Consider the following 18,276-nt stretch of genomic DNA (forward strand, 5'->3'; position numbering starts at 1 on the left):
CTATGAGCGTTGTGGTAACAGATAAGAGCTTAAAGCAGTCTGTAGCAGTCGATGAACGGAATATTGTCACTTCGTCATCGTCATTGGGAATCCTACGGGAACAACTAGTCAAAAATATTGGAATAGAGCGGATCAGCGGTTTCCTTTTTCAGTTCGGATGGGAAATGGGTGTGAGGGATGCGAAGAAATCTATGAAACTTGAAATCTCTAAAGAGGAACTGGTCAAAAAAGGGCCCCTGATGCATATTGAAAGTGGCCATATCAGGGGAATTAATCATACATGTAATATTGAATATGACAAGAAAGGCGACGTCCAGTCATTGGTAGGGAAGGGAATATGGGTCGATTCCTATGAGGCCGAAGAACATATCAAGGTCTTCGGTATCTCGGAAAGCCCGGTCTGTTATACACTGTCTGGTTATTCCAGCGGCTTCATGTCTACTGTTTTTGATAAGCCGCTATTAGCAAGGGAATTGACATGTGTCGGAGCTGGTGACGAAGAGTGCAGCTGGATGATTATGCCTCAGGAAGATTGGGAAGAAGACAATTGCAAGGATGCAGTCCATATCATGAATCAGACTCCAATTGTGAAGGAGCTTGAGTATACGTATGACAATCTTCTGGAGCAAGCACGTTTTGTTACGACGCTTGCTGATTTCCAGAAGCGGCTTACAGAAGAAGTTGTCAATGGTAGCGGGCTTCAAACGTTGGTCGATAGTACTTATGAAATGATGAAACTACCTGTAATCATAGAGGATACACAGTTTCAAACAATGTTTCATACCGGCCTTACGGAAGAGGAAATTCAGGAAATTCAAGAGGACACGAAAAAGAATATGCCTGATTTTTTGGTTAAAAAGAATGATAAATATGTTTTGCCTTTCCGGAAAAAGACGATTCGTATGAGTAAGCATGATCGGCTTGTCGTGCCAATATTTGTTCAGAAAAAGGTTTTGGGCTACTGTTCTTTCATACTCGATGAGAATAGCGAAGGAAATCATAAGGAAGAATATTTGTTCCTCGATCATTTATCAAACGCTGCAGCACTCATTCTGTTAAATGCACAATCTGCTTATGAAACTTTTGAGCGTATGAAAGGTAATTTTCTCGAACAAATTTTGGAAGAAAAACTGTCACCATCAGAATTAATTTTAAAGGGGAAGTATATCGGACTTGACCTGAACCAATCCTTTTACGTGGTCATTATGGATTATAATAATCGCCAGGATTCCATAGAAGAAGAATTCAACTTTCGGGAAACGATTTTGGAATTGGCTAACAGGTTTTTTCATCGTAAAAATATTAAGGTACTTGCCGGGCATAGAAACGACCAATTGACTTTACTCCTATTCCACTCTGGTGACACCCAGCGTCTGATAACGCAATTTAAAAAACATATGAATGGATTGTATAAGGGGCATAACTTAAAAATAGGTGTCAGTGGTGAAGGAAAACATATCGAGAATGTCAACAAACGTTATGAAGAAGCAAGAATAGCGCTACGTCTGGCCATTCGCAAAAAAATCGTGTTGTTCAAATCTCTCGGTATTATAGGAATGCTAATCAACTCCGACAATATAACTGGAATTAATATGGTGGCCAGAGAAGAATTAAAAGCCTTGTTTGATACAGAAGATGAAAGGATGATGGACCTTTTTAAAACCTTATACCATTTTCTCACCAATGGTGGAAACTTGAATAAGACTAAGCAAGACTTGGCTTTGTCGATGAGCGGGCTGCGGCATCGAATTCAGAAGATAGAGGAAATATTAGAAAAAGATTTAAGAGATCCTGAAGAAGCGAATCAGTTACTTTTGTTATTGAATGCCTTAATTGTATTAAAAGAATTAGACATGAGTTAAATAATTATAGGGTATGGTGAAACTGGCCTCTGGCATATTGCTGGAGGCTGGTTTTTTTATTGGAACGAACAAATTTTGTCTAAAGTTTTAAAAAGTATGAACATTGTGTGTTCTAGAAGAAATTACGGAGATTTATTAAGTTATAGATACACGTTGTAAATAGTTGAATATGAAAGCGCAATCAAATATGAATTTTCTAACAAAAGGGAGTGTTGACATGAGTCTACAAACAGTAAAAGAAAGACTTACTATAGAAGAACAGTTGTTAGAAGGCGCACAACAAGTTGGAGAATTAGCCGAAGAACAAGCACAAAAAGCTGAAATAGAAGCCAACGTATCAGAAGATGTGGTGAACTTGATGAAACAAACAGAAATCACAAGAATGATGCTGCCGAAAGAATATGGTGGTCCTCAAGTAGGGATCAAAACATTTTCAAAGGTCATCCGAAAAATTGCAAATCACAATATTTCAGCGGCATGGCTGGCCTACCTTTACCCATTGCATAATATGCTTCCTGCTTATCTGCCAAAAGCAGGCCAGGAGGAAATCATCAAGCAGGGTGGTTTGATCGCTGACATTTTTGCAGCTGTAGGTACTGCTAAAAAAGATGGCGATGGATATCGGATCAGTGGAAAATGGAATTTCGTCAGCGGAGTTCTGCACAGCGACTGGGTCGGAGTCGGGGTGAAAATCGAAATGCCTGATGGTGACGGTCCGGAAGTGTGCTTACCGGTTTTAAAAACCTCAGAAGTAGAGATTGTAGAGAACTGGGATACTTTCGGACTGCGTGGAAGCGGAAGCAACCAGGTAATCGCAGATGATGTCTACGTGCCGATGGAAAGAATTTTCAGACCGGAGATTGCAGGAAAGACTCGACGGCCACATGAAAAAAATTACGATAAAGATTATCCGCTTTATCATGTACCGATGTTCCCGGCATTTTACTTCGGTTTCCCTGTCATTGCCCTTGGTGGTGCCGAAAGAGTGATCAAAGAATTCAAGAAAATGACGGAGAAACGAGTGAGACTGATGGATGGCGTCACCGAAAGTAAGTCACCAAGGAGCCAAAGGGTGATTGCGGAGATCACTACCGAATTTAAAGCAGCTGAAGCACTGATGGAAAGGTATATTGAACTGTTGGAAAACTACGAAAAAGATGGGTGTACCACTCCAATGGGAGAGTTTTTTGCCCTACGTACAAAAATCGTCAAGACAACAAGCGAAATTGCTTTGCGTGTCCTGCTTACGTTAGGCGGCGGGGCTTTATATAAAGGTGGGCCAATTGAATTGTTCTTTAGGGATATACTTGCAGTTGCTACACATAAAACGTCACTTTATGAAGATTCAGTAGCGGCTTATGGTAAAGAATTGTTTGGATTTGATAGTGGAGTACGAGGATAACGATTATATTTTTATGAAGGGATGATGAAAATGGATAGTCGCCAATTTCGTACAGCAATGGGGAATTTTACTACAGGGGTGACAGTTATTGTAACAGAATTGGATGGACAGGAATACGGGATGACAGCCAATGCTTTCATGTCCCTTTCCCTCGACCCGATGAAAGTGATTATCTCGGTAGGAGAAAACGCAAAAATCCTTTCCAAAATCAAAGAGAGTGGAAAGTTTTCTGTTAACATACTGTCAGCTGACCAGCAGGAGTTATCGATGATTTTTGCCGGACAAATAAAGGAACCTCGCAAGGTTGATTTTGATTACCTGGATGGCAAGCCAGTCATCCCAAACGCATTGGCACAAGTAACCTGTGATGTATCCTCAGAATATGTGGAAGGAGACCATACGTTGTTTGTAGGTGATGTCACTGATCTTTGCTTGGAAGAAGGAGATCCGCTCGTATTTTACGGTGGCCGTTATTGCAGTCTGGCAAAGGAAGAGCAGGTAGTCTATAAGTAGATACAAGGAGACCATTATGAAGACTATACATGTGAGAAAAGATAATTTATCGTACTGGCAGCAGTCTTCTGAACAGCTGGTTGTCGCATTAGGAAACTTCGATGGCCTGCACCGTGGGCATTGTAAAGTAATCGAAACGGCTAAAAAGATAGCTGACAAAAAGGAGCTTTCTTTAGCAGTGATGAGTTTTTTTCCGCATCCGAAGGCGGTTCTAGGTAAAGGGGATGATGATTTCCCTTATCTGATGCCGCTAAATAAAAAAGTAAAAATACTTCGTGAAATGGGCGTAGAAAACTTTTACATCGTAGAATTCACGAAAAATTTTGCAAGTTTATCTCCTGAAGCATTCATCGAGGAGTATTTAATTAACCTGGGTGTCCAACATGTGGTTGCCGGATTCGACTTCACATATGGATGCAAAGGGGCAGGCAATATGGATAAAATGAAAGACTACGTAGCAGATCGGATTGATATCACTAAAGTGGATAAAGTCGTCCACCGGGGAGAAAAAATCGGTTCCACAGGTCTCCGCAGAAGAATTTTAGCCGGTCATTTAGAAGAAGTACCCTACTTCTTAAAACGGAACTATAAAACTTATTGTTCCTGGGATGGTACGGTATTAAAACCGGATGCTTACTATATTGTCCCGGATGAAGGTACTTATTACGTTACCTTGAAAGATGAGGAGCGAGTATATCACACGAGCGTTCAAATAGTACGTGAAGGAAATCATAAAATTCTCCGTTGCAGCGAAAAGAACCTGCTTATGCCAACAGGAAATGTGATTGTTGAATGGCATAACAGAGTAACAGAATCAAGAGTAGTGACAGTTTAAAATAATCGAAGAAAAGGAATGAAGACATATGATTTTAAGGCTTGGTCAGATTGAACTTTTTGTAAAGGATCTTGAAAAGTCTAAAGAATTTTACGTTGATGTGCTTGGCTTCATAGAAGTTGAACGCACGAAGGACAGCCTTTACTTGAGAGCAGTCGATGAATTCGATAAGTATACGCTGGTCTTGACTGAAAAGGAAGAGGCAGCATTAGGAAGTTTCGGTTTACGTGTCTCGAGCCCGGAATATTTAGAAATTTTGCAAAAGAAGCATGAAGAGATTGGAATTCAGACAGAATTTACAGAAAGTGTCCACCCAGGAAAAGGTCCTGTCCTCAAGGTTGCTGAGCCGAATGGTCACCCGGTGGAGTTCTATCACTCTATAGAACAAATCGAGATAGGACGTGGGGGAGTAGGAGTCGATGCGCTTCCAATGCGAAACACCCATCTGCAACGTGGTATTCCTCCAGTACGGATCGACCACATGAACCTACGTGTACCTGATGTGGATAAAGCGTTGGAATACTGGCAGGAAATCGGCTTTAGTATTTCTGAATATGTCCAGGATGGTAATGAAAAATTTGCAGCTTGGACACGAGTGAAAACCACCACACATGACGTAGCATTGGTGAAACATAAAGAAACATCTTTGCATCACATCGCATACATTGTCGATGGTATTCCAGGAGTAGTAAGAACTGCGGATCTGTTAGCAGATGCCGGCTACCGTGATTCAGTTGAATATGGGCCAGGAAGACATGGGGTCAGCAACGCATTCTTTTTGTATGTCCGTGACCCGGATGGTCACAGGGTGGAAATCTATTCAGGAGATTATAACCGTGATACCGACTTGCCGCCAATTGGCTGGACGAAGGAAGAATATGATTCGAAAGGCAGACTATGGTGGGGACCATCCGTACCAGACAGTTTCTTTGAAACTACTCCAGTGAACAAACATTGGCTTAAACAACCTGTGAAAAATTAAACTCTAGGGAGGAATCATCATGTCAATTTGGACAGAAATACAAGATATTGAATTTAAACTCTATTATTTAGATGCAAACGGAGTTAAAACCAGAGTACTTGAAGCCGGAGAAGGTGATCCCCTAATTCTGCTCCATGGCACTGGAGGGCACATTGAAGCATACGGACGTAATATGAAAGAGCTGAGCAAGCATTTTCGTGTGATTTGTATCGACATGCTGGGCCATGGATATACAGATAAGCCGGACCGTCCATACGGTATAGATTCTTACAGTGACCACCTACTTGATGTGATCCATGCACTTGGATTATCAAAAGTGTACTTATCTGGTGAATCCCTTGGTGGTTGGGTTGCTGCCTGGTTTGCTGCGGAACATCCAGAGTACGTATGGTCCATGGTATTGAATACACCGGGTAACGTAAACAACGATCCGAAGATCATGGCTGGCTTGAGAGATTCCACGGTTAAAGCGGTGGTAGAAGCAAGCTATGAAAATGTAAAAAAGCGCCTGGAATGGCTAATGTATGATAAGAGTCAGGTAACGGACGAGCTTATTAAAATACGATATAAAATCTATACCCAGCCAGAATATCAGAAAGCTGTCTATAATATCGTCTACCTTCAGGATCCAGAGGCTCGCAGCCAATATATCTGGGCTCCATCCTGGTGCAATAAAATTCAGACACCAACACTGCTTGCTTGGACAGACCACGATCCTACTTCTACAGTGGAAGCAGCCAAGCCTATCCAGGAGATGATCCCTGGAAGTGAATTGACTGTGATTGAAAATGCAGGACACTGGCCACAGTGGGAACAAGTCAAAGAATTCAATAAGGTACTGATCGATTTCTTGAAACAGCCGGTCAAATAATTACATTAGGGGGGAAGGGATTGCAGACACAATATACAGCAACCGTCGAATCCGCTTATGAAAAACTGCTCCAGGCTTACAAAAATAAAATCTCGATAGCACCATTAACTTCAAATTTTCCTGACTTATCCATAGAAGAAGCCTATCAGATTCAGATGAAGTTTATCGAAGAAAAAGTGAAAGAAGGGCAAAAGGTCGTAGGGAAAAAAATTGGGTTAACGTCAGAAGCTATGCAGGACCTGCTCGGTGTAGACCAGCCTGATTATGGTCATCTATTGGATGCTATGCAATTGAATGAAGGAGAGCCAATTCCACTTTTATATCTGTTTCAACCAAAAGTAGAAGCCGAGATAGCATTCATTTTAGAAAGTGATTTGAAAGGTCCGGATGTTACTGTCGAGGCTGTGATGAACGCTACAGCATATGTAGTTCCATCTTTAGAGATCGTAGACAGTAGAATCCAAGATTGGAAGATTACTTTGCCTGATACGATTGCCGATAATGCTTCTTCTGGAATGTTTATAATCGGCGGAAAAAAAGTTAAGCCGCAGGAAGTTAATTTAACAGATATAAGAATGCAGCTGTTCAAAAATGGTGATTTTGTTAATGAAGGAACCGGTGCAGATGTGCTCGGAGATCCTGCGGCTTGTGTTGCTTGGCTGGCAAACAAGCTAAGTGACTATGGCGTTACACTGAAAGCGGGAGAAGTCATACTTTCAGGAGCTCTATCGGCAGCAGTTAAAGTTGAAAAGGGGGATAAAATTACTGCCTCGTTTACGTCTCTAGGTGATCTAGAATCAGAAGTTAAATAGGAACTATGAAGCCAGGCCTTTTAATACAGTTAGAAGGCTTGGTAAAAACATAAAAATGTAAGCGGTTACTAAAAAGGAGGAGCTAAATTTTGTCTATTTTCAAACGGAAAACAGGTGAAGAGCAGCCATATTGGCCAGTCGGATCTTATAAAATGAGGCTACCTATTCTCCATTATAAGCTGGAAACACCCGAATTGATTCAGGGGATGGTTTTATTCACCGCAGGGTTAAGCATGATTGAAATCATGACTAATGTCATGGGCATCTCTTATGAAGCTGCATTAACTATTACAATATTGAATCAATTTCTTATGTTGATACCATCGACTTTCGGTGTTCCATTCGTAGCGGGATTCATTACAGCATTGATTCCGATTATCCTTGTTTTTCTAGGAGGATATGACCCAGGTCCAGAAGCGATTCAGGCTGTTATTGCTGTACAATTAGTGTTATCATTAATTTTCTTAATATTTGGAATTACCGGTTTAGGAGAAAGAATCGTCACGAATTTACCTGCATCCCTAAAAGGTGGGATTTTAATTGGTGCTGGGATAGCTGCTATCATGACTGAAATCGAACCAGGAGGACGACTGTCAGAAAGTCCCGTTGCTATTATCGTGGGTGGAATCTTATGCTTGTTTACTATGTTTTCGATGTATTTTAAAAAAATAAGCCAGAAAAGCAGAATCATCCAGTTTATAGCAAGTTATGGCATCATGCCCTCTATCATAATTGCTATAATTGTCGGGTGGTCCATTGGGGAATATCCAGCCCCGCAAATCGAATGGGGAATTACTAAGCCGTCTTTTGAAGCGGTATGGGAAATAAGTCCCTTTGTTATCGGTTTTCCGGGTATTGAAATGTTCATAACAGCAGTACCTACAGCAATATTAGCTTATGTTATAGCATATGGCGATATCGTAGTCGGGGACAAGATTGTCCAACGAGCCAATGAATCGAGAAAAGATGAAAAAATTAAGTATAGCTTAAGCCACGTGCATACATTGACGTTTTTGAGAAATCTATTGAATGGACTCTTCGCGCCCCATCCTGGAATGGCAGGACCTATTTTTACTGCTGGAACAGCCTCGGTTGCAGAAAGGTATACATTCGGCCGCAAAGCGATGGATTCTATCTATTCCGGTACGAATACCATGCTGATCGCATTCTCTGTTGGCATATTTATACTGCCCTTAGTCACGTTCTTCCGTCCATTTCTGCCGCTTGCCTTATCTATCACCTTGATTTTGACTGGATACCTATGTATCACAATCGGGATGCAGCAAATCAAGACAGAAGCCGAAATGGGGGTTGCCGGAGTCATGGCAATCGTACTTGCGGTTTATGGTGCAGCTCCCGCTTTGATTACTGGTATTGTTTTGTATTTTACTATTCAACGAAAAAGCCTTAAAAAGGAAAAATTCGTGGAAAGGGAAGAGGAAGAAGATCGAGAGAATGTAAGCTAACCATAGAGCCTTACCTTTTAAGGATAAAAATAACAGAAAGAGGGTATGTTATGAAGAAAAATAATCCGGTAGTAGCTTTAAGCACTCTGTTTCTATTAATTATATTGGCAGGCTGTAACATAGATTCAGCACTATCAACTGAAAATGATGGAAATAAAAAGAAAAAAGAACAGCAAGAAAATAAAATGGACAGCAATGAAAACAATCCTACTATGAAAGTGACTCTACTTGGTACTGGAACCCCCGACCCTCAAATTAACCGTTTTGGCGGATCTACACTGGTTGAAGTGGCTGGAAAAAAACTGCTTTTTGATGCGGGGCGTGGAAGTGGAATTAGGTTGAATCAGATAGGAATTCCACCTGGAGAGATAAATAAACTTTTCATCACTCACCTTCATCATGACCATACTGTCGGTTTTCCTGATTTGTTGATATCAGGAAGTGTACCAAGTATGGGCGGTAGGCAAGATCCATTTGAAGTTTGGGGTCCGAAAGGTACAAAGAATATGGTCGAGGGCTTATATAAAGCATATAAAACTGATATCGAAAACCGTCAAAACGTGACTAATGCTACGGAGAGTGGTTTGGATACTAATGTCCACGAGTTTGAAGAAGGGGTTGTTTATGATAAAAATGGCGTTGAAATTATTGCTTTTGAAGTGGATCACGGTTCCATGGAACCTGCATATGGATTTAGAGTCAACTATAAAGGCCGTTCAGTCGTTATCTCAGGCGACACCACTTACAGTGAAAACCTAGTAAAATATGCGAAGGGGACAGACCTACTTATTCATGAAGTTCTGGCGGCAAGTTCCAAGCCAAATAAAAAAATAGAAAATGAATCAATAAGAAATATAAAAAGTTACCATAGCACCCCGGAACAAGCAGCTAAAGTATTTAAACAAGTAAATCCAAAACTTGCAGTTTATACCCATGTCATATCTATCGGTGTCAGCGACAGCGAGGGCAATTATATCGAAAGAACAAAAGAGATATATGATGGCAAAGTAGTACTTGGAGAGGATCTAATGACTTTTGAAATTGCTGAAGGAATAACAGTCAGTCAACCATAAAACTGCAAATAATCAAAAAGATCTCCCAGTCATGAGTCATCAAGATATTCCTTAATACCTTATATTCCCAAAAAAGGGACGTCCATTTTTTAAAAGTGTGTTAAATTGATGAGTTAAGTAAGACCTTTAATAATCTGATGTTTACAATTCGTAGGGGACTTTTTAAATAAGGTCCCTCTTTGAATACGATTCTTCTCGGAAGTAATGTGCCCAATCCACTTCTTCCGAAGTCGGGTTAAATCACGTAGTTCTCGTATATCCCCTGTTTTAACTCCATGTTTCATCAATTATCTATCTCCGAGTTTAAATCGATTTATCAAGCTCCCAAATAGCATAAATCTGGCCATCCAAAACATTTAAAAAATGTAGATGCTCATTCTTTCCTAAAATAACCTTTCCATCTTTTATTTCTACTTATACGACATCTCCTTGGGCAAATCCAACTTGCTTTAATAACTCAGGAGGTGATGATTCCAACACTGTTCCCTATCTGGGGAACGGAAACGATTAGCAGATTGAGGGGGTACATGTGTGAAAATTTCCAATCATTATGAATTATCTTTTTCCATTTCCTTTAGCTTGCGATAAAACGCAGCCTGACTGACTCCGGTAATCGTGCATATCTCCTTTACGGTTTTATTGGTAGTTTTGCGTAATTCAATGGCATGATTTATTCCTGGATGTTTATCTGTATATTTTTTTACCCTTCCTCGATATTTGCCCTTTTGCTTGGCTAATTTAATTCCTGAACGTTGCTTTTCTTTAATCATTTCTCGATCTAGCTCACTAAATGCTGCCATTACAGTTAAAAAGAATTTACCAGTTGGTGTTCTTGTATCAATTCCTAAGTTGAGGATAACAAAGTGTATATTCCTTTCCTGAAGTTCTTCAACTAGTTGTAGCAACTGGACAGTGTTTCGACCTAGACGATCCATTCTTGTTACAACTAAGGTATCACCAGAAGTTAACTTGGGCAGAAGTTCATCCAATTGTGGCTTTTGCTTAGAAACACCACTTATTTTCTCTTGAACGATTTCATCTACCTCATATTTTGTAAGTTGTTCAATTTGGCTATCCAGATTTTGGTCTTGTGTACTTACCCGAGCATATCCATAGATCATTTTTCGTCCTCTTTTAATATGTATTTTGATAGGTGTTATTGAGAGTCTATCAAGCTAATAATATCAAGGAACCAAAAACATATCAATAGGGTGCACTCTAATGATACATCATGTGAAACTAAACGTTGTAAATTTCCCTGACTACACTTCAAGTTGTTCTATTCGGTATTAATTTACAATTATAAAATATGGGATGTATATCGATAATTGTAATTATTGGTTATTAAAATTACGGATAGGAGAAATAGTGTGAAAGAATTTATCAAATTTGATACTTTTTTATCTTGGATGGTCGAATTTTATTTTTTTGTTCGGATCATTATATCGTCTAACATTTCGTTCCGTTCTTTGGATCGTGCATTCATTCTGCTTTGATCATTCTTACTAGTTTATTTAACACTCTATTTTTCCCGATTCTATTCGATTCTTTTAAGGATGAGACTAAGTGAATTTGTTCAAGTGGGAACAATATTGAAAGGTGATCAGCGTCCACGATACGAGTTAGTGTGGGTTTGATGTCAAAATGTTGGGTCCCCTATTTAAATTTACTCCGTATAGGTATAAATTTCCTTACATAATACAAAGATAAAAAAATGGTGTTTTTATTGGGATATGGGAAAGGACGATCATTATGAATCATATATGGAAAAAGCTGTTGAAATCTAAAACGGCGAAAAAAACACCAACAGTGGAACAATTCACGCAAGAACAGGGTCCGCTATCTGATAACTTGACTGATAATGAAAACCAGATACGCACCATTTATAAAGATTGCTCTGATGTTATCTTTCGTCCTTTTTTTATAGGTGGAAAAGATAAGGCTATTCTTATTTACATTGATGGTCTGTCAAACATTGAAGAAATAGATGACAACGTACTCTCACCGCTTATGCAGAACACAGAGGAACAATTTTACGACGTTAATAGTTTAATCGAAAAAAGAATATCCGTTTCCAATATAAAAGAAATCAAAACATTTTCCGAGTGCATACAAGAGATCTCTTTAGGAAATCCAGTGATACTGGTAGATAAGAGGAAAACGGGGTTTTCATTAGGCCTCTCAAAATGGGAGAAACGTTCAATTGAGGAACCTTCAGCTGAAATGGTTATCAAGGGACCACGTGAAGCATTTGTAGAAACCTTACGGGTAAACACTTCCTTACTTCGAAGAAAAATAAGAAGTCCCGAACTAAAAATGCAATCCTTGGAAATCGGTCGTTACACCAAAACAAAGGTTGTTATCGCGTATATAGAAGGAGTTACAGACAGCACTTTAATAGAAGAAACCAAAAACCGGCTAAGCAGAATTGAGATTGACGGAATATTGGAAAGCGGAATGATAGAAGAATTCATCGAAGATAACCCATACTCTCCTTTTCCACAGGTTTTAGAGACGGAACGACCTGATGTAGTTACTTCAAACCTACTTGAAGGACGTGTGGCCATACTAGTTGACGGAACTCCTTTTTCTATCGTTGTGCCTACAACTCTTTATTCTTTGTTGCAATCAGCTGAGGATTATTATGGACGATTCTTGATCGGGACGGCCATTCGCTGGCTTCGTTACTTTTTCCTTATGATTTCACTGCTCTTACCTTCCTTGTATGTGGCGGTGATCACCTATCACCATGAGATGGTTCCGACGACTCTTTTGATTAGTATGGCTGCCTCACGTGAGCAGGTTCCATTTCCAGCTCTCGTTGAAGCTTTTATTATGGAAATCACATTTGAAGCGTTGCGTGAAGCTGGACTAAGACTCCCAAAACAAGTCGGGGCAGCTGTAAGTATCGTCGGGGCCCTCGTGATTGGGGAAGCAGCCGTTTCCGCTGGAATTGTCTCTGCACCGATGGTTATGGTCGTTGCGATTACAGGAATCGCCTCTTTTACGATTCCACGGTATTCGGCAGCAATCGCAATTCGTATGCTTCGTTTTCCAATGATTCTTCTTGCAGGGACGCTCGGGTTGCTTGGAATTATGCTTGGGATCATCACAATTATCGTCCACTTATGTACACTGCGTTCTTTTGGTGTACCGTATCTTAGCCCAATGGCTCCGATGAAATTTCGTGATATGAAAGATGTGCTTATACGTGCCCCATTGTGGAAGCTAAAAACAAGGCCTCATTTAACAGGGGAATACAACAAATATCGACAATCCACCGGGCAGAAGCCTGATCCGACTAATGGGGGTGAAAAGTAAACGTATCGATCCTTCATGAGTAAAGAGGTGAGACAAGATGATTGAGAAAGGAAGGATTAGCGCTCTGCAGATGGCGATTATGATCTATCCGACGATTATGGCAACGGCCGTTCTCTTAGTACCGGCCATTACAGGAAAATTTGCTAAACAAGACATGTGGTTATCGCCGGTATGGGCTTCGTCTATCGGTTTTCTTTCGGTCTATATTGCACACCAATTGAATAAACACTATCCGAAGCAGACAGTCATCCAATACAGTGAGAAGATTGTAGGGGTAATTCCAGGAAAAGCGATTGGATTTGTTTTCCTATTCTTTTATTTACATGTAAACGGGATAGTATTAAGAGAGTACGGAGAATTTGTCGTTGGGAATTTTCTTTTAAAAACCCCAATGATTGTTGTAATTGGAAGCATGGTACTAGTCTGTGCCTTAGCTGTACGCGGGGGACTTGAAGTAATAGCGAGAAGTGCACAAATTTTTGTTCCGGTCGTTGTTATTTTACTCTTGATTATCACTATTTTACTTATCCCGGTTCTAGAACCTAAAAATATGTTTCCAGTGATGGAGAAAGGGATCATGCCCTCTGTAATGGGGGCGATTGTCCCATCAAGCTGGTTCTCTGAATTCTTTCTCCTCTCATTCTTACTCCCATTTTTAGGTGAAAAGGAAAAAGGATTGAAATGGGGCATGATCTCGGTGTTTGCGGTGATGGTTACCTTGGTGATAACCAATTTGTTCTCTCTTTTCTTATTTGGGGGCATCACGGCTACCTTCACTTATCCAGTCATGAGCGCTTCGCGGTATATCGACATAGCCGATTTTCTTCAACACCTTGAGTCGATTGTGATGGCGATTTGGGTAGCGGGTACGTTTGTAAAAATTTCAGTATTCTATTATGCCATTGTTATTGGTACTGCAGAATGGTTAAATTTATCTGACTACAGGCCGATTGTTTTTCCGATTGGATTCCTATTAGCGCTCATTGGCATTTGGTCGGCTCCGAATTTAGAAGAGCTGGCTCATTTTCTTGGCACTACTTCACCTTTTTATTTAATCTCGATCCAAACGCTTCTACCAATGTTACTGCTATTACTTGCTATTATACGTAAAGGAAACGGTACAAAAAGATAAGAGAGTTCTAGTACCAGAATCAAGTAACGCAGCGGTAGTGTCTGAAAGGGGAAAAAGATGAAAACTATTTCTTTAACGAAAGCAGTAAAACTAATGCTTACTTTTTCGATATGTTCATTTACAATCTTCCTTACAGGCTGCTGGGATCGAGTAGAACTCAATGACTTAGCACTTGTTATGGCAGCAGGACTTGATAAAACCGAAGACGATAAGATCGAGCTTTCCGTACAGCTGGCTATTCCGCAAACGATGGGGGGAGGACAAGGAATGGGCGGTGGTCAAGGCAGAGGAGGTAAGCCGACGACTGTTGAAAAGGTAACTGGCAACACAATCTTCGATGCCATGTCTCGACTTCAAGAAAAGGTGTCCCGCCGTATTTTCTGGGGACATAACCGGGTGATCATTATCGGTGACAAGCTGGCTGAGGAAGGGATTCAGGAGCACATGGACTTTTTCGCCCGTTACCCAGGTACACGACTCCGGTCATTTTTATTTGTCACTGATGGTAAAGCCATTGATGCTTTGAAGGTTATTCCTGATTTAGAGAAAAGTTCAGCAGAAGTGGCAAGAGAACTAGCAAAGTTCAAGGTTGGAATGAGTGTAACAGTGAAAGACTTGCTGCAGATGTTAAGCGGCGAGGCGGGAGCGTCGGCACTGCCTTGGATTGAGGTAGATGAAGAAGAACCGGAAGAAAAAGGTGGTTTACGTGTGAACGGAACGGCTGTTTTTAAGAAGGATGAAATGGTAGGACGAATCGATGATAGCGTAACTAGGGGAGTGCTATGGCTAAGAGATGAAATCGAAATGGCATCCGTAACGGTGGAACCAAAAGGCGCTGATGGCCAGATTTCCTTCAATCTCCTCCGTTCACGTACGGAGTTGATCCCAAAAATAGACAATGGAAAATGGAAAATGATCGTTAAAATCGTCACGGAAGATGATACGGTGGAAAATGAAACAAAGTTAAACTTGATGAATCCTAAGATTGCGAAAAAACTTGAAAAGCAATTAGAACAAGACATTGATGAGCGAATTCGTATGACACTTGAACAAGTTCAAAAAGAGATGGAAACAGACATTTTTGGTTTTGCCGAAGCGTTTCACCATCAATATCCATATCAATGGTCAAAAGTAAAGGATCAGTGGGACGAGAAATTTCCAGAAATAGAAGTTGAAATCAAAACGAAAGTGTATATAAGGAGACCAGGAATGTCCACTTCACCCCAAGGATTACCGGAAAAAGAGGTGAAAGGAAAATGAATTTGGCATCAGTGTTTGGGATAACAGTCGTTGTTATTCTTATTACGCTTATTGAATGGCCAAAAATGAACAAGAATCAGAAGAAGGAAAAATGGGCATTCGTGACATTAACAATGTCAGGATGGCTTCTAGCTGTCCTTCTTGTTTATTTCCCGGATATGCCAGGACCGACTAATTTAATTGATATGATTTTTAAACCTCTTGGTAAGCTGCTTCAAAAATAAGTAATAGACAGGCTTGTATCCTTCATGATGAGGTGAATGAAAATGATCGAGAAAGGGAAGATTTCAGCTGAACAGATGGCAATCATGATGTACCCCGTAATCGTTGGGACTGGAATTATTTCTGTTCCGGCAGTGACGGCGAAATATGCCAAGAACGACTTGTGGATTTCGCCGATATGGGCTTCCCTCTTAGGTTTTATTGTTGTCTATACTGCCTTTCAGCTACATAAGTTGTATCCAAGGGAGACAATTATTCAATATAGCGAACATATTTTGGGTCGAATCCTTGGTAAAATCCTCGGTTTTATTTATTTGATCTTTTATGTTCAAATGAATGGTGGAGGGATTAGAATTTATGGGGAGTTCGTTACGGGAGCTTTTTTAATAAAAACACCGATTATTGTGGTTATCTCAACGATGGTCCTTGTTTGTGTCTTTGCTGTACGAGGAGGGATAGAAGTATTGGCAAGGGTTGCCCAGTTTTTCATTCCTCTTTATGTTTTTTCTATGGTAATCATTATCATACTGATTCTTCCTGAATTAGATTTAAAAAAAATGTTCCCTATTTTGGAGCATGGGCTTATGCCTTCGATGAAGGGAGCGATTGTACCAGGCGGCTGGTTTGCTGAATTCATACTCGTGTCATTTCTATTTCCCTATTTAACTGACGGTGAAAAAGGCAGGAAATGGGGCATGATCTCTGTGTTTTCTGTCATGATCACGTTTATCGTAACAAACTTTATTATTCTTTTTCTATTTGGGGGAACTACATCAAGGTATTTATATCCGCTATTCACAGCATCCCAGTATATTAGCATCGCTGATTTCTTACAACATCTTGAGCCGATCATCATGGCGATGTGGGTAGCAGGTACGTTCATCAAATTCTCAGTCGTCTTCTATGCTATTGTATTAGGTACGGCTCAATGGCTGAACCTATCCGACTACCGGCCGATTGTATTTCCGTTAGGTTTTCTGACCATATTGTTCACCATTTGGGGGACACCCAGCAAAATGGTAGAAAGCGAGTATAACTTTATAGTATTCCCTGTTTATTCCTTTTTTGTTCAAATTCTTATACCACTATTGTTGCTTATAATCGCTGTTTTACGGAAGAAAAAGCCGGGGTCTGACCCATAAGCATTGCCTAACTTAAAAAATATGTAATTTGGTAATTAGTATGTCAAAAAATTGTTAAGGAAAATGAAGTTGGCACCTTTGGTCGGAATAACAGTTGTTGTTATTCTTATTACGCTAAATGAATAGCCGAAAAATAAAAATAAAAAAAAGGAAAAACGGATCTTTGTGACATTGACAATAGCAGGATGTCTGCTAGCTGTCCTTCTCATTTTCTTATCAGATATACTGGGACCGACTGATTAATTGATATGATTTTTAAGTCTTGGTAAGTTTTTGGAAAAGTAATGGTTAAAAAGGGAGAAATAAATGGTATGATTGAAAAAGGGAAAATTTCATCCTTTCAAATGGGAATAATGTTTTATCCGACAATCATTGCTACAGCTATTCTTTCAGTTCCAGGTAGTACATGGAACTATGCGAAAAATGATTTGTGGCTCTCCCCAATATGGGCTTCCTTTATAATTCTTAGGATTGTATTCAGGTAGAAGAAGAACGATGATGAGGATCAGGGAAAATACATAAAGAGGAATGAGCAGCTGCGCAGCTCTTCCTACGACTTCTAAACCTCCTCGAACAGCAAAAGCACAAACTAGAACCAATGCAGAAATGACTGCGAACATTGGGGTTCGAGGGAGAAAGGCCCCTACAACGAGATCTGCGTATTGCCTAGAGGTAACGCCGTTTGTGAATAATAAGTTTACTATTAATATAAATCCAAAGGCTTTTCCAAGAATCTTACCCAGAATACGTTCACTAAACTTTCCTGAATTGGCAAAGTTTATAGGGACAACCATTGCAGTTATACGAAGGAAATAGAAGGAGAAAGATTGAAATACTGTTTTCCCCATTGGTTTTCTTACCGAATAAAGCGGCTGTCAGAAAGATCTAACAGCTGAGCTGTCGCAAGTAAAGTAATATAGTATTGTACGCTTAGTTTAATAAATGTTTATTTTTCCGAAGGATTTCTGTAAAGGACAATTGTTTTGCTTAATAGTTAATAGAGCGCTAGGTAACCAATATGGTGGGCATCTAAAAACACCCGGGAAACTGTGGTCGCTTCTATTCAACATCTTCAATCTTTAATTAAAGATGGGCTCATCAGCTAACCCTGATTACTGGATAAAGGTATTCTACTTAAAAAGGCACGAAAAGATCTATGAAAATCGTTAAATGTTCGTAAATAATTCTCCTATTTTTGAACGCGGAAAATGCCTATTGAATTTAGAATGTACAACAGCAATAATAAAATGCTCCTGAAAATCGGGCATTTTTCTGTTTTATACACCAGGATAGGGAAATTTGGTGAAAAAAAGAAAGTATCTCCATCGATAATGTGAGATACTTTCTTTTATCACAATCTTTTAGTTTTCATTGTATATCCCA

The 18,276-nt window shown here is 39.9% G+C and carries 16 protein-coding genes; 14 read left to right on the forward strand and 2 right to left on the reverse strand.

What is annotated here, in order from left to right; all coding sequences use genetic code 11:
- The first annotated feature begins 2 nt into the window (after positions 1-2).
- The 9 genes from ACJROX_RS13990 to ACJROX_RS14030 all read left to right on the forward strand — a co-directional run bounded on the left by ACJROX_RS13990 (position 3) and on the right by ACJROX_RS14030 (position 9,816).
- The gene (locus ACJROX_RS13990; RefSeq protein ID WP_408011312.1) at positions 3-1,862 is read left to right on the forward strand and encodes a XylR N-terminal domain-containing protein; all 1,860 of its coding nucleotides are present in this window, start codon (positions 3-5) and stop codon (positions 1,860-1,862) included.
- 217 nt (positions 1,863-2,079) lie between these two features.
- Positions 2,080-3,264, forward strand: a complete 1,185-nt coding sequence (locus tag ACJROX_RS13995; protein WP_408011313.1) for an acyl-CoA dehydrogenase — start codon at positions 2,080-2,082, stop codon at positions 3,262-3,264.
- Positions 3,265-3,294: 30 nt separating this feature from the next.
- Complete coding sequence (locus tag ACJROX_RS14000; RefSeq protein ID WP_408011314.1) at positions 3,295-3,777, forward strand: flavin reductase family protein; 483 nt, start codon at positions 3,295-3,297, stop codon at positions 3,775-3,777.
- Positions 3,778-3,793: 16 nt separating this feature from the next.
- Positions 3,794-4,612, forward strand: a complete 819-nt coding sequence (locus ACJROX_RS14005) for an adenylyltransferase/cytidyltransferase family protein (protein ID WP_408011315.1) — start codon at positions 3,794-3,796, stop codon at positions 4,610-4,612.
- 28 nt (positions 4,613-4,640) lie between these two features.
- Positions 4,641-5,594 (forward strand): 3,4-dihydroxyphenylacetate 2,3-dioxygenase, encoded by a 954-nt coding sequence (hpaD, locus tag ACJROX_RS14010; RefSeq protein ID WP_408011316.1) that lies wholly within the window; start codon positions 4,641-4,643, stop codon positions 5,592-5,594.
- Positions 5,595-5,613: 19 nt separating this feature from the next.
- Positions 5,614-6,465, forward strand: coding sequence for an alpha/beta fold hydrolase (locus ACJROX_RS14015; protein ID WP_408011317.1), 852 nt, complete (start codon positions 5,614-5,616; stop codon positions 6,463-6,465).
- 20 nt (positions 6,466-6,485) lie between these two features.
- Positions 6,486-7,277 (forward strand): 2-keto-4-pentenoate hydratase, encoded by a 792-nt coding sequence (locus tag ACJROX_RS14020; RefSeq protein ID WP_408011318.1) that lies wholly within the window; start codon positions 6,486-6,488, stop codon positions 7,275-7,277.
- An 89-nt stretch (positions 7,278-7,366) separates the two neighbouring features.
- On the forward strand, positions 7,367-8,743 hold the full coding sequence (locus ACJROX_RS14025) for a solute carrier family 23 protein (RefSeq protein ID WP_408011319.1): 1,377 nt from the start codon (positions 7,367-7,369) through the stop codon (positions 8,741-8,743).
- Positions 8,744-8,793: 50 nt separating this feature from the next.
- Positions 8,794-9,816, forward strand: coding sequence for an MBL fold metallo-hydrolase (locus ACJROX_RS14030; protein ID WP_408011320.1), 1,023 nt, complete (start codon positions 8,794-8,796; stop codon positions 9,814-9,816).
- 548 nt (positions 9,817-10,364) lie between these two features.
- Here the strand turns inward: ACJROX_RS14030 and ACJROX_RS14035 are convergent.
- A complete protein-coding gene (locus tag ACJROX_RS14035; RefSeq protein ID WP_408011321.1) occupies positions 10,365-10,937 on the reverse strand; it encodes a recombinase family protein in 573 nt (190 codons plus the stop codon).
- A 631-nt stretch (positions 10,938-11,568) separates the two neighbouring features.
- Here ACJROX_RS14035 and ACJROX_RS14040 point away from each other — a divergent pair.
- Genes ACJROX_RS14040 through ACJROX_RS14060 form a run of 5 tightly spaced genes read left to right on the forward strand, consistent with a single transcriptional unit; the run spans position 11,569 to position 16,893 of the window.
- On the forward strand, positions 11,569-13,137 hold the full coding sequence (locus tag ACJROX_RS14040) for a spore germination protein (RefSeq protein WP_408011322.1): 1,569 nt from the start codon (positions 11,569-11,571) through the stop codon (positions 13,135-13,137).
- 37 nt (positions 13,138-13,174) lie between these two features.
- Complete coding sequence (locus ACJROX_RS14045) at positions 13,175-14,269, forward strand: endospore germination permease (RefSeq protein ID WP_408011323.1); 1,095 nt, start codon at positions 13,175-13,177, stop codon at positions 14,267-14,269.
- A gap of 57 nt (positions 14,270-14,326) precedes the next feature.
- Entirely contained in the window at positions 14,327-15,529 is a 1,203-nt protein-coding gene (locus ACJROX_RS14050) for a Ger(x)C family spore germination protein (RefSeq protein WP_408011324.1), read from the forward strand.
- Positions 15,526-15,753: a hypothetical protein gene (locus ACJROX_RS14055; RefSeq protein WP_408011325.1), complete on the forward strand. Its 228-nt coding sequence runs from the start codon at positions 15,526-15,528 to the stop codon at positions 15,751-15,753. The genes ACJROX_RS14050 and ACJROX_RS14055 overlap by 4 nt, the downstream gene beginning before the upstream one ends.
- A 36-nt stretch (positions 15,754-15,789) precedes the next feature.
- On the forward strand, positions 15,790-16,893 hold the full coding sequence (locus tag ACJROX_RS14060) for an endospore germination permease (protein ID WP_408011326.1): 1,104 nt from the start codon (positions 15,790-15,792) through the stop codon (positions 16,891-16,893).
- A gap of 389 nt (positions 16,894-17,282) precedes the next feature.
- Here the strand turns inward: ACJROX_RS14060 and ACJROX_RS14065 are convergent, their stop codons facing one another.
- On the reverse strand, positions 17,283-17,741 hold the full coding sequence (locus ACJROX_RS14065) for a GerAB/ArcD/ProY family transporter (RefSeq protein WP_408011327.1): 459 nt from the start codon (positions 17,739-17,741) through the stop codon (positions 17,283-17,285).
- Between the last annotated feature and the right edge of the window lie 535 nt (positions 17,742-18,276).

It is taken from the genome of Pseudalkalibacillus sp. A8, assembly GCF_045920555.1.
Taxonomy (GTDB): Bacteria; Bacillota; Bacilli; order Bacillales; family Fictibacillaceae; genus Pseudalkalibacillus.

Coding starts and splice junctions, on each gene's coding strand:
- ACJROX_RS14060 (WP_408011326.1), top strand. CDS start 15,790: ATGAAAATGATCGAGAAAGGGAAGATTTCAGCTGAACAGATGGCAATC.
- ACJROX_RS14055 (WP_408011325.1), top strand. CDS start 15,526: ATGAATTTGGCATCAGTGTTTGGGATAACAGTCGTTGTTATTCTTATT.
- hpaD (WP_408011316.1), top strand. CDS start 4,641: ATGATTTTAAGGCTTGGTCAGATTGAACTTTTTGTAAAGGATCTTGAA.
- ACJROX_RS14005 (WP_408011315.1), top strand. CDS start 3,794: ATGAAGACTATACATGTGAGAAAAGATAATTTATCGTACTGGCAGCAG.
- ACJROX_RS14015 (WP_408011317.1), top strand. CDS start 5,614: ATGTCAATTTGGACAGAAATACAAGATATTGAATTTAAACTCTATTAT.
- ACJROX_RS14050 (WP_408011324.1), top strand. CDS start 14,327: ATGAAAACTATTTCTTTAACGAAAGCAGTAAAACTAATGCTTACTTTT.
- ACJROX_RS14035 (WP_408011321.1), bottom strand. CDS start 10,937: ATGATCTATGGATATGCTCGGGTAAGTACACAAGACCAAAATCTGGAT.
- ACJROX_RS14030 (WP_408011320.1), top strand. CDS start 8,794: ATGAAGAAAAATAATCCGGTAGTAGCTTTAAGCACTCTGTTTCTATTA.
- ACJROX_RS13990 (WP_408011312.1), top strand. CDS start 3: ATGAGCGTTGTGGTAACAGATAAGAGCTTAAAGCAGTCTGTAGCAGTC.
- ACJROX_RS14040 (WP_408011322.1), top strand. CDS start 11,569: ATGAATCATATATGGAAAAAGCTGTTGAAATCTAAAACGGCGAAAAAA.
- ACJROX_RS14045 (WP_408011323.1), top strand. CDS start 13,175: ATGATTGAGAAAGGAAGGATTAGCGCTCTGCAGATGGCGATTATGATC.
- ACJROX_RS14065 (WP_408011327.1), bottom strand. CDS start 17,741: ATGGGGAAAACAGTATTTCAATCTTTCTCCTTCTATTTCCTTCGTATA.
- ACJROX_RS13995 (WP_408011313.1), top strand. CDS start 2,080: ATGAGTCTACAAACAGTAAAAGAAAGACTTACTATAGAAGAACAGTTG.
- ACJROX_RS14000 (WP_408011314.1), top strand. CDS start 3,295: ATGGATAGTCGCCAATTTCGTACAGCAATGGGGAATTTTACTACAGGG.